Origin of the sequence: Plesiomonas sp. (assembly GCF_051650925.1) — a bacterium.
GTDB lineage: Bacteria > Pseudomonadota > Gammaproteobacteria > Enterobacterales > CAMTGL01 > Plesiomonas.
In genome coordinates, this window is sequence record NZ_JBOFRH010000038.1 from 1 (window position 1) to 12,500 (window position 12,500).

At 50.1% G+C, this 12,500-nt stretch carries 12 protein-coding genes; 7 read left to right on the forward strand and 5 right to left on the reverse strand.

What is annotated here, in order from left to right:
• Positions 1-873, forward strand: an 873-nt coding sequence (gene bcsG, locus ACRC27_RS00835) for a cellulose biosynthesis protein BcsG (protein ID WP_438638876.1), incomplete at its 5' end; no start/stop codon positions are given.
• Between the two features lie 71 nt (positions 874-944).
• On the opposite strand, the gene ACRC27_RS00840 is transcribed toward bcsG, so the two are convergent.
• From ACRC27_RS00840 to mobA, 5 genes are all read right to left on the reverse strand, one after another.
• Entirely contained in the window at positions 945-2,345 is a 1,401-nt protein-coding gene (locus ACRC27_RS00840) for a DHA2 family efflux MFS transporter permease subunit (RefSeq protein ID WP_438622579.1), read from the reverse strand.
• A gap of 112 nt (positions 2,346-2,457) precedes the next feature.
• Positions 2,458-3,810 (reverse strand): molecular chaperone, encoded by a 1,353-nt coding sequence (gene yegD, locus ACRC27_RS00845; RefSeq protein ID WP_438622580.1) that lies wholly within the window; start codon positions 3,808-3,810, stop codon positions 2,458-2,460.
• A gap of 191 nt (positions 3,811-4,001) precedes the next feature.
• Positions 4,002-4,691, reverse strand: a complete 690-nt coding sequence (locus ACRC27_RS00850) for a FadR/GntR family transcriptional regulator (RefSeq protein ID WP_438622581.1) — start codon at positions 4,689-4,691, stop codon at positions 4,002-4,004.
• A 154-nt stretch (positions 4,692-4,845) separates the two neighbouring features.
• Positions 4,846-5,373 carry a molybdopterin-guanine dinucleotide biosynthesis protein MobB gene (mobB, locus tag ACRC27_RS00855; RefSeq protein WP_438622582.1) on the reverse strand — a complete coding sequence of 176 codons (528 nt, stop codon included), beginning with the start codon at positions 5,371-5,373 and terminating at the stop codon, positions 4,846-4,848.
• Entirely contained in the window at positions 5,370-5,960 is a 591-nt protein-coding gene (mobA, locus tag ACRC27_RS00860) for a molybdenum cofactor guanylyltransferase MobA (RefSeq protein ID WP_438622583.1), read from the reverse strand. The genes mobB and mobA overlap by 4 nt, the downstream gene beginning before the upstream one ends.
• A 268-nt stretch (positions 5,961-6,228) precedes the next feature.
• Here mobA and ACRC27_RS00865 point away from each other — a divergent pair, with 268 nt between their 5' ends.
• From ACRC27_RS00865 to ACRC27_RS00890, 6 genes are all read left to right on the forward strand, one after another.
• Positions 6,229-6,498 (forward strand): YihD family protein, encoded by a 270-nt coding sequence (locus ACRC27_RS00865; protein WP_438622584.1) that lies wholly within the window; start codon positions 6,229-6,231, stop codon positions 6,496-6,498.
• A gap of 341 nt (positions 6,499-6,839) precedes the next feature.
• Positions 6,840-8,273 (forward strand): cytochrome c oxidase accessory protein CcoG, encoded by a 1,434-nt coding sequence (gene ccoG, locus ACRC27_RS00870; protein ID WP_438631016.1) that lies wholly within the window; start codon positions 6,840-6,842, stop codon positions 8,271-8,273.
• A 119-nt stretch (positions 8,274-8,392) separates the two neighbouring features.
• Positions 8,393-9,388 (forward strand): serine/threonine protein kinase, encoded by a 996-nt coding sequence (locus ACRC27_RS00875; RefSeq protein WP_438631022.1) that lies wholly within the window; start codon positions 8,393-8,395, stop codon positions 9,386-9,388.
• A gap of 84 nt (positions 9,389-9,472) precedes the next feature.
• Entirely contained in the window at positions 9,473-10,096 is a 624-nt protein-coding gene (gene dsbA / locus ACRC27_RS00880; protein WP_438622586.1) for a thiol:disulfide interchange protein DsbA, read from the forward strand.
• Between the two features lie 301 nt (positions 10,097-10,397).
• Complete coding sequence (dsbA, locus tag ACRC27_RS00885; protein WP_438622587.1) at positions 10,398-11,030, forward strand: thiol:disulfide interchange protein DsbA; 633 nt, start codon at positions 10,398-10,400, stop codon at positions 11,028-11,030.
• Positions 11,031-11,289: 259 nt separating this feature from the next.
• Positions 11,290-12,500: PepSY-associated TM helix domain-containing protein (locus ACRC27_RS00890; protein WP_438638878.1), on the forward strand; the 1,211-nt coding region annotated here is incomplete at its 3' end.

Genomic DNA, 12,500 nt, shown 5'->3' on the forward strand with positions numbered 1-12,500 from the left:
GGTCCGGCGATGATCCGCTTACTGCGTGCCAGTTGCGGACAGGAGTCAAATGCTGGTCTGTTTAAACCGGCTGATCCGCAGTGTTATCTGTTTGAGAACCTGAAGAAAATTGGCTTTAACGAATCATGGGCAATGAACCATGATGGCCATTTTGGTGATTTTGTTCAGGAAGCGCGGACGCTAGGGAATTTACAGACGACACCAATGCCATTTACCGGTTTAACACCGGCAATGACCTCGTTTGATGGCTCACCTATCTACCGTGATATTTCGGTGCTAGATACTTGGTGGAAAAACCGCATCAAGTCAGGCTCTGCGCGCGAAGCACTGTATTACAACACGATCAGCCTGCATGATGGCAATCGGATGATCAATGCCCAAACGGGGAAAACTGCCCGTGCAGATTACAAGCAGAGCTTGCGGACACTGTTTGATGATCTGAATGCCTTTTTACAGCAGCTTGAGAAATCGGGTCGTCCGGTGATGGTGGTGATTGTGCCGGAGCACGGTGCTGCACTAAAGGGCGATATGATGCAGATCTCGGGGATGCGCGAGATCCCAAGCCCTTCGATTGTGCATGTGCCGGTGGGGGTGAAGTTTATCAATGCTAAATCGGTGCTGGCAGAGCATCCTATGCACATTACCAAGCCAAGCAGCTATCTGGCGATCTCCCAATTGGTAGCCAGTATGGTCGGTAGCGAGGCGTATTCACGGGATAATGTTGATCTCGCCGCCATGGTTAATGCGCTACCAGAAACCACCCCAGTGGTGGCAGCCAATGAGGGCAGCGTGATGCTGCGCTACAACAATAAAGAGTATCTGAGTTTGGATATGAAGAGCTGGCTGCCATATCCGGCAACATCCGCACAATAGTCTGTTTCATCGGAGAGTTAGGTCATCCGATTAACTGAGTAGAGCGGCTTTAGCCGCTCTACTGCTGTAGGTTACTCATCCACCAATGGATTGCTTTTAGGGGCATGCATATTGGCACCGTCATGCGGCTTCATTAGCATAAAAATCACGCCAGATAACAAGGTGATCCCCGCAACAGTCAGGAAAGTGTGGTGAAACGCCAGATTCAGAGTGAACCCTTGCTCTTTATACAGGCTCAATATTGAGGCACTGCCGGCTATCCCAAAACTTATCGCCAGTTGTTGCGCCACGCTCAGTACTGCATTACCCCCACTGGCATTGTGTTCAGACAACCCACTGAGTGCGAGGGTGTTCATTGAGGTCAGTTGTATCGACATCAGCATACCAAACATCAGTAGCAGCGGGATCAGCACCCAGATAGGGTAAGTTGCGCGATAAAGACCAAATCCGGCGATACAGGCGGCGGTGAGTACGGTGGTGAGTAGCAGCGTGGTGCGGTAACTGAGCCGTTTTAGCAGTTGGGTGATAAAGGGTTTGGATAAAATAGCCGCTACTGCAATCGGAGCCATCATCCAGCCGGAGATTTCAGCACTGTAACCAAGCCCGACTTGTAACATTAGCGGTAATAAAAACGGTATACCACCGGTCCCTAAACGTGAAAACATATTGCCGGCAATACCGATACTGAATGTACGGATTCGAAACAGTTTCAGATCAATCAACGGGTTGGGGTAGTGGGTTGCGTGCCAGCCATAACTGAGCAGCAGTAATATACCGCTTCCCAAGATGGCATATGCAATACCGTGTCCGAGTGAATTCTCACCAAACAGCTCCATGCCCAGCGTGATCAACACCAGCCCCAGCCCGAAAAAGAGAAATCCACGCCAGTCTAAACGGTGTGTTGGCATGCGGATATCCGGCATACAGCGTTTTGCATACCAAAGACCAAGCAGACCAATGGGCAAGTTGATCAGAAAAATCCAGTGCCATGAGGTATAGGTTACCAGCCATCCGCCGAGTAACGGGCCAAGCACTGGCCCAACGAGCCCCGGCATGGTGACAAAGTTCAGTACTGGCAGCAGTTGTTCACGTGGATAAGCGCGGATCAGCGCTAAGCGGGCAACTGGCATCATCATTGCGCCGCCAACACCTTGCAAAATGCGCGAGCCTATCAGCATGCCCAAATTGCCTGACATAGCGCAGCTCAGTGAGCCGAGAATAAACAGTGAAACGGCAGTTAGAAAAACCCGTTTGGTGCCGAACCGATCGGCCATCCAACCGCTGATAGGGATCAGCAGTGCCACGGTCAGGGTGTAACTGATGATGGCCGATTGCATGGCAATCGGTGAGCGTTGCAGACTGGCGGCCATAGCGGGCAGCGCGGTGTTTAAGATGGTGGCATCCAGTGTCTGCATGAAAAGTGCCATGGCGGCAATCCATGGCAGACCGGCCATACTGCGTGGCGGTGTCATGCGGTAAACCTCAATTGTCACATGTACCCATCAGGATAAAACCTGATTGAAGCCCTGATTTTACCTGAAACAGGGCTTCTGGGTAGCTTTTTGCCGTGAAGATGAGGGGTTATTAACGAAACAAAATGTCAGCCCAGCGGGTTAGACCTGCGGTAACAGAGCCAAAATCATCGCCACCGACCAGCGGGATCCCCGGTAATTGCTGTTGTAGCGCATGGCGCAACAGCGGTGATCGGGCGCTGCCACCGGTGATGTAGATAACATCCGGCTGGCGATTGCTGGAGGCTAAGGCTTCTGAAACCAGCGCCTGAATTTTTTGCAGTGGCTGCTCAATGGCCTGTGCCAGCGCGGTTTCGGTTATCTGATGCTGCAAGCCTGTGCTGATAAAACTCAGATCAAGTGCAGTTTGTGCTTGCTGGGAGAGCGCAATTTTACTCTCTTCTGCCGCCCGAACTAAACGATAACCCAGCCGCTGGCGGTACACTTTGACCAGACGGGCAAAGGTAATCGGGTCTGCCGCGTCACGCAGCAGCGCTTGTAGCACTTTGCCGTTGGCACTGCCGTAGAAATCAGCCTGTGCGGGAACATTATTAATGGCAATGGCATTCCAGTATGGCAGTGTCGGCAGAGCCGTGCCTTTTTCGGTGTTGCCTCCCATACCCAGCAGTGGCATCAGCTGATGAAAGGTCAGGGCGATATCCAGATCATTACCACCAACCCGACATCCGCTGTGCCCGAGTAGGCTGTGCTGGCGATCAGTTTGCGCGTGCCACTGTGGGCCCATCAGCAGCAGTGAGCAGTCTGTTGTTCCCCCGCCGATATCAACAACCAGTACCACCTGCTCTTTTTGCAAGGTCGCCTCAAAATCAAGCCCCGCGGCTACCGGCTCGAATTGAAATTCGATATTCTCAAATCCGGCGCGTTGCGCGGCACGCAGCAAGATCCCCTGCGCTTGCCGATTGGCCTCTTCGCCCCCAGTACCCTGAAAGTTAATCGGGCGGCCGATCACCGCTTGGGTAATGGTATTGTTGAGCTGATGCTCGGCTTGCCGTTTGATGTGGTGCATCATGCCGCAAACCAGATCTTCAAACAGGGCTATTTGTAGGCTTTTTAGCCCGTTAGCCCCTAAAAATGATTTGGGTGATTTGACAAAATAGACTTCATCAGGCTCTTGCATATAGTGTTGCAATGCGTGCAAGCCAAAGCGCAGGCAATCGGTACTGACCTGAATATCTTCATCACGGTTACTGTTCATCGCAGTGCGCAGCAGTTGCTGGCTGGCTTTATCGGTAGTCGGCAGTTGCCAGTGGCGGTGCAGGTATTCGCTGACGGCCTCACGGGTTGGGGCACAGATCATTGATGGAAGGTAAGGCGAGTCTTGCTCTAAGGTCAATAATTGTGGCCCGTGGGCAGTCATATGGCCGACAGAACAGTTGGCCGTGCCGTAATCAAATCCGATATACATCTGTAAAATCCCCGAGAGTACGCGGCAAAAGGGGGTGACTTTACCTCAGCCAATGCATTTCGCCAAGCCAATCGGCTGGCGTATGGCGGGGTACTGCTGGTATCACGAGGCTTTGATATCCGATAGATGACCGGATACCAAAGCAGGGCAGTAATGAAGGGAATTACCCGTAAAAAAGCGAGCTGACAGGGTTAATCTTTATCGTTAATCAGTGACTCTACTGCAGCGGCAGCAGCATCAGGATCTGAGCGTAAAATGGCATCAATAATTGCCTGATGGCACTCTAAGCGCACCACTGAATCACGGGTCACCGTACGAAAGTACACCTGAAAAACGGCTTTAAACAGGTTACCAAACGGAGTCAGAAACGGATTTCCGCTCGAGAAATAGATCATCTGATGGAATTGGGTATCTACCTCAATCCAGCGCTCTTTATCGAACTGTTCGTCAAGCGCGCGCATCTCGCCCATCAGCAGTGACAGTTGATGACGGTCTTCTGGTGAGGCGTGCATGGCGGCCATTGAGGCGGCTTTCGGTTCAAGCATTTCACGCATCACATGAAATTCAGCAACCAATTTCTGTTTGTCATCCTGCTCAGCCCACCAGGTCAGCAGGTCTTGATCAAGAAAGTTCCAGTTCCGGCGCGGCATAACGCGTGTACCAATGCGCGGACGCGGTAATAACATCCCCTTGGCGGCTAGCATTTTTACGGCTTCTCGCACGGCGGTGCGGCTCACGCCGTACATTTCGCCCAGCTCCATTTCGCCCGGTAAAATTGAACCCGGTTCTATTTGGCCGTTGAGCATCTGGCGGCCCATACTCTCTGCCAACTGATACGACAGATTACGCTGAGCCGCTTTTTGATGGTGGTGATGATTCATGTGTCCTCCCAACCGAATGCGGTGGTGTCATGGTGCAATTATTATATCGTTATAGGTTTTGCTGTTGTGTTGCAATGCGCGTATCAGCCCATGATGTGGCACATGTTGTTGCACGTTGGTCTGTCGAGCGTGGTGCGCCGATCTATGATGTAGATCAGGCGTGCAATTTCAGCCAACATTGAATGAAATCGGCAAATTGCGCTGGTTGGTTGATATCCAGTACCGGAACTGAAAGAGCACAGGGTAGAGCATCTGGAGTATCCGTACCCAGCGCGATCAGTTGTGGATCTGTCGGTTCCAGCAGACTGGTCAGTGGTTTTTTTACCGCTGCGCGGTAGAGCATGATTTTAGGGATCGGTTCATGCTTAAACCCCTCTACTAACACCAGATCAAGCGTGGTTGAATCAAGCTGATGACACAACGCCGCCAGTGACGCAGGTACGTGCGGTGTTTCAGTCATCAGCGCCCAGCGCTGATCACACACTACGATAGTTTGGTCAGCACCGGCTTTACGCAGCTCAAAGCTATCTTTACCCGGTGTATCAACATCCACATCATGGTGAGTGTGTTTTATCAGTGCCGGCCGGATACCTCGCTGACGCAGCAGAGGTAACAGCATTTTTAGCAGTGTGGTTTTACCGCTACCGCTATAGCCGACAATACCCAGTATTGGCAGTGTCATGTATGACTCCCTAATAGTGACTCTATCATCATACAATTATCGGGAGTGTTTACATTACAAAAAGCGGCTGCTTGATCAGAGAAATCAACCGTTACGCAATGTTGCTGAGCAAAAAATAGCATAAGCTTGTGTTCATCTCTCTGCAAAAAGTGCTGTAATGCAGGGATGAGCTTACGGTGCAGCAACGCAAAAACGGGGTGCGTTCGTTCACCGTCTGTCGCTATTGCACAATCGGCAGTGCCAACAGCGTCCAACAAACGTGCGGCTAAATCATGGGGTAATAGAGGGCTGTCACACGGCACACACACGACCCAGTCGGTTTGTGCATGCTGTAATGCGGTGAGCATACCGGCCAGCGGGCCTTGGTATCCGGCCAGAGAGTCAGTATGTACCGGATAACCGCTGCGGCGGTATTCGGTAAGATGTCGGTTGGCATTTATCAGCAGTTGGCTGACTTGTGGCGCTAAACGTTGTGCAACATGCTGATACAGCGGGTTGCCGGCAACAACGATCAATCCTTTGTCTTTTCCTCCCATGCGCCTTGCTTTTCCACCGGCTAAAATCGCACCGGTAATCGGCTCTCTCACTGCGGGCTCCTCTGTGCTTGCTGCGCTCATTCTACGCATAACCAGTATAATTGAAATGTTTTCATACAAAATAATGGCGATAAAGCCATTGCGTAGCACCAAATTCTGTACTGTTGGTCTGCGAAAGAGAAATATCACATACTGATGTTCAGTGTCGCTAAATCTTGCTACCTTTTGCGGCTAACCCTGTTAATGGTGGATAGAGAGCGTAATTTGTTAATTAATGGCGAATATCTGCACCATTTAATGAGATGTAAGGAGTGTTAAGATGAAGTGTCACCGCGTTAATGAGCTGATTGAACTGCTACACCCGGCATGGCAGAAAGACCCCGATCTCAATCTGATCGCATTTTTGCAAAAACTGGCAAAAGAAGCTGGATTTCAGGGTGAACTGAGCGAGCTGACCGACGATATACTGATTTACCATCTGAAAATGCGTGAATCAGAAAAAACAGCACCGATTCCGGGGCTGGCTAAAGACTATGAAGATGATTTTAAAACCGCTCTGTTACGTGCGCGCGGTATCATCAAAGACTGATTTGAGAGGCTGCGTGTTTGCGTAAAAGAGCACTATCCCAATAATATAAATTTTTTTTGCTCTTTAAGGGATCAAAAAATAGATAAGGGAAGGGCTGCGTAGCAAGTGCGGGGTTTTTAATAATCGGTTTTTTGTGCCGCTGGCGGTATGGCTGCCAGCGGTAGTCTGTTTTCTATTTCTATTTCTATTTCTATTTCTATTTCTATTCCCATTTCCACAGCGATTATCGATGTCGCGCACATGCTGCTAAAAAGTTAGCAAAATGTTTGTCAGTTTTGGTTTTCCACGCCGTATAATCAAGGTTATCAGCTAAACGCCTGTCTGAGCAGGGAGCGCTTTTGATGCGGCAAGACTCTCATATCCATGTAAAAAATATTCCGGCTAAACCCGAACCGTTTGACCCGACCCAGCGGGTGTATGTCCGTGCCGTTCATGGCGTGTATCAGCGCTTGCGCCGCAATATGGGCTGGTTACTGATGCTGCTGTTTTTTGGTCTACCGTGGCTGCGTTTTCACGGGCAGCAGGCGGTACTGTTTGATCTGAGCCAGCAGCGATTTACTTTTTTTGCGACCAGTTTATTCCCGCAAGATTTAACCTTATTGGCGTGGCTGCTGATTATTGCGGCATTTGCGCTGTTTTTTATCACTACGTTTTTGGGGCGGGTGTGGTGTGGTTTTCTCTGCCCGCAGACGGTCTGGACCTTTATTTTTATCTGGTTTGAGGAACGTTTTGAAGGCAGCGCCAATCAGCGGCGTAAACTGGATCAACGGGGATGGGATCGCGATAAACTGCTAAGGAAAACGGCCAAACACCTGTGCTGGCTGGGGTTTTCATTGCTCACTGCGCTGGCGTTTGTCAGCTATTTTGTTCCTGCACAGCAACTATTTCGTGAGTTTTTTAGCGGGGCAAGCAGTGGTTGGGTAGTGTTTTGGGTGCTGTTTTTTATGCTCTGCACCTATGGCAATGCAGGTTGGATGCGGGCGATTATGTGTACCCATATCTGCCCGTATGCCCGTTTTCAGTCGGCGATGTTTGATCGTGATACCTATATTGTGGGTTACGATGCCGCCCGCGGTGAAACACGTGGGCCACGTAGCCGCAAAGCAGATCCGAAAACGCTGGGGTTGGGTGATTGTATTGATTGTGCGCTCTGCGTGCAGGTGTGCCCGACCGGTATTGATATTCGCCATGGGCTGCAATATGAGTGTATTAACTGTGGTGCTTGCGTGGATGCCTGTGACGATACCATGCAAAAAATGGGCTATGCCGCCGGTTTAATCAGCTATACCACTGAGCATAAGCTGGCCGAAAAGTCGGCGGGTAATCAGCAGCAGATACGCCCTACATCACGTGTATTACGGCCAAAATTACTCGGTTATGGCTTAGTGTTGCTGGTTATGGTGGGGTTGTTCACTGTGAATTTGCTGAGTTTAAGCAGTGTGAATCTTGATGTGCTGCGTGATCGCAATCAGCTCTATCGCATCAATAATGACGGTGATGTAGAGAATACCTTTATTCTCAAAGTGCAGAATAAAACCCAGCAGAGCGCGCAGTATCGCTTAAATGTGATGGGTTTGCCGGCCGGTATACAGTGGTATGGTCCGAATACCATTGAGGTTGCAGCGGGGGAGATTTATACCCAGCCGGTCAGTGTGGCGATAGCCCCTGAGAGCCTGAGTAAAGCGGTCACTGATATTACATTTACCGTCAGTCTTGCTGATGACGCTGACGATATTGAGGCTCGCGCCGAAAGCCGCTTCTTTACCGAGCGTTAATGCTCGCTGAAAACAGGTTGGAAATCAGCGCCGTACTGGGTGGTTACTCGGTGCGGCGTTTTTTGTCACGCCCGACTCTGCTATGCTGCATTAATGAATCCTCATCAGAGCCGATCATTATGACCAGCCACTCCGGTAGTGCTTTTGCTTTTCAGACTCTCTCGCCCGATCTCATCATGGATGCCCTTGAAGCGGTAGGTTTGCGGGTAGACTCCGGTCTGCTGGCTCTCAATAGCTATGAAAATCGGGTATATCAATTTTTGGATGAAGATCGCCGCCGCTATGTGGTGAAGTTTTACCGTCCAGGGCGCTGGAGTGAGGGGCAGATCCTCGAAGAGCACCAGTTTGCCCAAGAGCTGGCCGATGCCGAAATTCCGGTAGTGGCGGCGCTGGCGCTAAACGGTCAGACACTGCATCGGTATCAGGATTTTCTGTTTGCGGTCTTCCCGAGTGTCGGCGGGCGTCAGTACGAAGTCGATAACCTCGAACAGCTTGAGTGGGTGGGGCGCTTTATGGGGCGTTTGCACCAGCAAGGGCGCAAACAGCGTTTTGCCGAGCGCCCGACTATGGGGCTGGATGAGTATCTGTATCAGCCGCGTGATTTTTTGCAGCAGTCAGGGTTTATTCCCGATGGTCTGCGCAACGTATTTTTCTCCGATCTCAACTTGCTGATCAGCGAGATAGAGCAGCGCTGGTATGCCGATTGGCAGCCGCTACGTCTGCACGGTGATTGCCATCCGGGTAATATTTTATGGCGCGATGGCCCACTGTTTGTCGATTTAGATGATGCCCGTAACGGCCCTGCGATGCAGGATTTATGGATGCTGCTCAATGGTGATCGTAATGAGCGGTTGATGCAGTTAGATCTGCTGATTGAAAGTTACAGCGAATTTAGTGATTTTACTGCCCGTGAAGTGCAACTGATCGAACCATTACGTGGTCTGAGGATGGTGCATTATATGGCATGGCTGGCACGCCGCTGGGAAGACCCTGCGTTTCCGCGCAGTTTTCCGTGGTTTGCCGAACCGCGCTACTGGGAGCAGCAAATATTGGCCTGTAAAGAGCAAATTGCTGCACTGCGTGAGCCGCCACTGCAATTAATGCCAATGTATTGAGAGTAGCAGTGGGGTACGGGTTATCCCTATAATGCTGATAAAAATAACTTATTGTCACCTTGAGAATTAAAAGGATTATTCTGCATGAAAAAAATTTGGCTTACGTTGGCCTCGCTGGTGCTGGCTGCAAATGTCTCTGCGGCGCAGTTTAAAGAGGGAAAAGAGTATACCGCGCTTGACCGTCCGGCCTCTGTACAACCGGAAGCAGTGGAGTTCTTCTCATTTTACTGTCCGGCCTGTTTTGCTTTTGAAAGCACCTATCACATTCCGCAAACCGTGCGCAGTGAAGTGCCAAGTGGTGGCAGTTTCAAACAGTACCATGTCGATTTTATGGGGCCATTGGCAAAAGATTTGAGCCGTGCATGGGCCGTTGCTAACGTATTGGGTGTGGAAGAGAAGGTTGCACCGGTCCTGTTTGAAGGGATTCAAAAATCACGTAGCATTAAAACACCGGCCGATATTCGCGCAGCGTTTGAGAAAATTGGCGTGAACGGTGAGGAGTATGATGCTGCACTGAACAGCTTTATGGTCAGCTCATTTGTGGCACAGCAAAGTAAAGCGGCACAAGATTTTCAGGTTGAAGGCGTGCCGGCTTTCTACATAAATGGCAAATTCCGTGTCGAAGCGCGCGGAATTGATGCGAAAAGTAATGAAGATTTCACTAAGCAATTTGGTGAAATTGTGAAATTTTTGCTGACCCAAAAATAATTTTTGAGTTACGGGTCTGATTGGGGTGAATTTTACTCAAATCGGCCCGATTGACTGTTTGCAGTTGGCTCACTGCTGATTGCAAACAGTTTTCCGTTCGTTGGCTTCTATCCCCCCACTATTTTTTTTAATCTGGAACAGGTTACGCAATTTTGCGCAGAGGTTTTGGCTGTTTCATGTTACCCCGTCTTTACAAAACTTTATCATTCGCGCTATTGCTGGATCAGTCACCCTTGCCTTAAAGTAGCCGCCGATACGATTTAAAAACTATTATTTGAAAATAATGACATCGAGGTTACACATGAAAAAAATAGGGACATTGCTGATAGGTCTGCTGCTAAGCACGCCTCTTTTTGCCGCAACTGCAACCACGTTTACGGATGGCAAGCAGTACACCACCTTTGATAAACCGGCCACTGCCGCACCGCAAGCGCTGGAGTTTTTCTCGTTTTATTGCCCGCATTGCTATGACTTTGAGTTTTCGTACCATCTTCCAGCACAGATCAAAAAAGCTGTACCGGAAGGCGGTGAGTTTTTACAGTATCACGTGAATTTCCTTGGCCCGCTGGGTAAAGATCTGACCCGTGCTTGGGCTGTGGCAATGGTGATGGGTGTTGAGGCGAAAGTGCAGCCGGTGCTGTTTGAAGGCATTCAGAAAACGCAAAGCATTAAAAGTGCTCAGGATATTCGTGCTGCATTTGAAAGCATTGGTGTGAATGGCACTGAATATGATGCTGCGTTGAACAGTTTTATGGTCAACTCGCTGGTTGCTAAACAAGAGCAGGCCGCGCAAACCTATGAGATTCGTGGTGTACCGGCTGTGATCATTAACGGTAAGTACCAGATTAATATGGGTGGAATTGAAGCCAAAGACACGGCTGACTTTACCCAGCAATATGATGGTTTGGTGAAGTTCCTGCTTCAGCAGCGTTAAGTTAAGTAACAGACAGGCCGCGGTTACAGGCTTGTCTGTTTTCTCTTTTTTCTCTGTTTTTTTTAGTTCGCACAAATGTGCTGACTACAAGCACACCGTGAAATAGATTACTTTGTCTAAAATAATTTTACTGGGATAAAAAAAGAGAAATTATCGTGAAAAAAGAGGCTTATTTGCTTCTTATTTGAGCGGATTGTTGATTTTTAAACCATGATATACATTCAGGTGAATTTCTACATTCACTTGGATTAGCACTGCAATGTCTGAACGTTCTTCTGCTTTAGCCACAACTGATCGCCGCCGGCAACCCACCACTACGCGCAGTTGGTTTGTTCCCCTGTTAATGCGTTTACATTTCTATGTCGGCATATTTGTTGGCCCTTTTATGCTGGTTGCCGCCCTCAGCGGGATCTTATATGCCCTTACCCCGCAAATTGAGTCACGTCTGTATGCTGACTTTTTGTATAACAGCAGTCAGGGGCAAACGCTGCCGTTGCGACAGCAAGTTGAGGCGGCAAAAAAAGTAGCGCCTGCAGAGGCTACGTTGTCTGCCGTGCGTCCTTCACCTGCGGAGGGAGACAACACGCGGGTGCTGTTTAATGTCGATGGGTTAAATCCGTCTGAGCGTTTGGCGGTGTTTGTTGATCCGGTCACGGCGAAAACTCACGGCGCGCTGGTGGCTTACGGTACCAGTGGAGTATTGCCGCTGCGTACGTGGATTGATCAGTTGCATGTTAATTTGCAACTGGGAGATATGGGTCGATACTACAGTGAGCTGGCCGCTTCTTGGCTGTGGGTAGCGGCGTTAGGTGGGCTGCTGTTGTGGGCATACCGTCAGCGTAAACCCAATCATCGGGTGACGAGTGCCGTGACCTCTGTTGAGCCGACAGCAACATTAGCAGCAACAACACTGCCGCCAGTGACATCAACAGTGTCGGCTGCACCAAAAAAGCGGGGTCTGCGCACGTTACATCAGAGGCTGGGGCTATTTTTGTTACTGGGCTTGCTGTTTTTCTCGGCAACGGGTCTGACTTGGTCACGCTGGGCGGGCGATAACATCGGTGTTTTGCGTCAGCAGTTTGGCTGGACTACGCCCGCTCTTTCCACCTCACTGGCCCCAGTCAGCGCCTTAGATCAAGCGCCAGATCCGCATGCTGGTCATCATGATCATGCTGCCGATCCGGACGATCACATTGAAGTTCCCACACCACAGAATGCCACGCTGTACGATACGGTGTTAGCTGTGGCACGTCAGGCCGGTATTGATGCCGCTAAAGTTGAAATCAAGCAGCCGGCGAAGGCTGATCAGGCATGGAGTGTGGTTGAAATAGACCGCCATTGGCCGACGCAGGTGGATGCTGTTGCGGTGAATCCTGTCACGCTGGCGGTGACCGATGTGGTGCGTTTTGAGCAGTACCCGTTAGCCGCCAAATTAACCCGCTGGGGCATTGATATGCACATGGGGCTGCT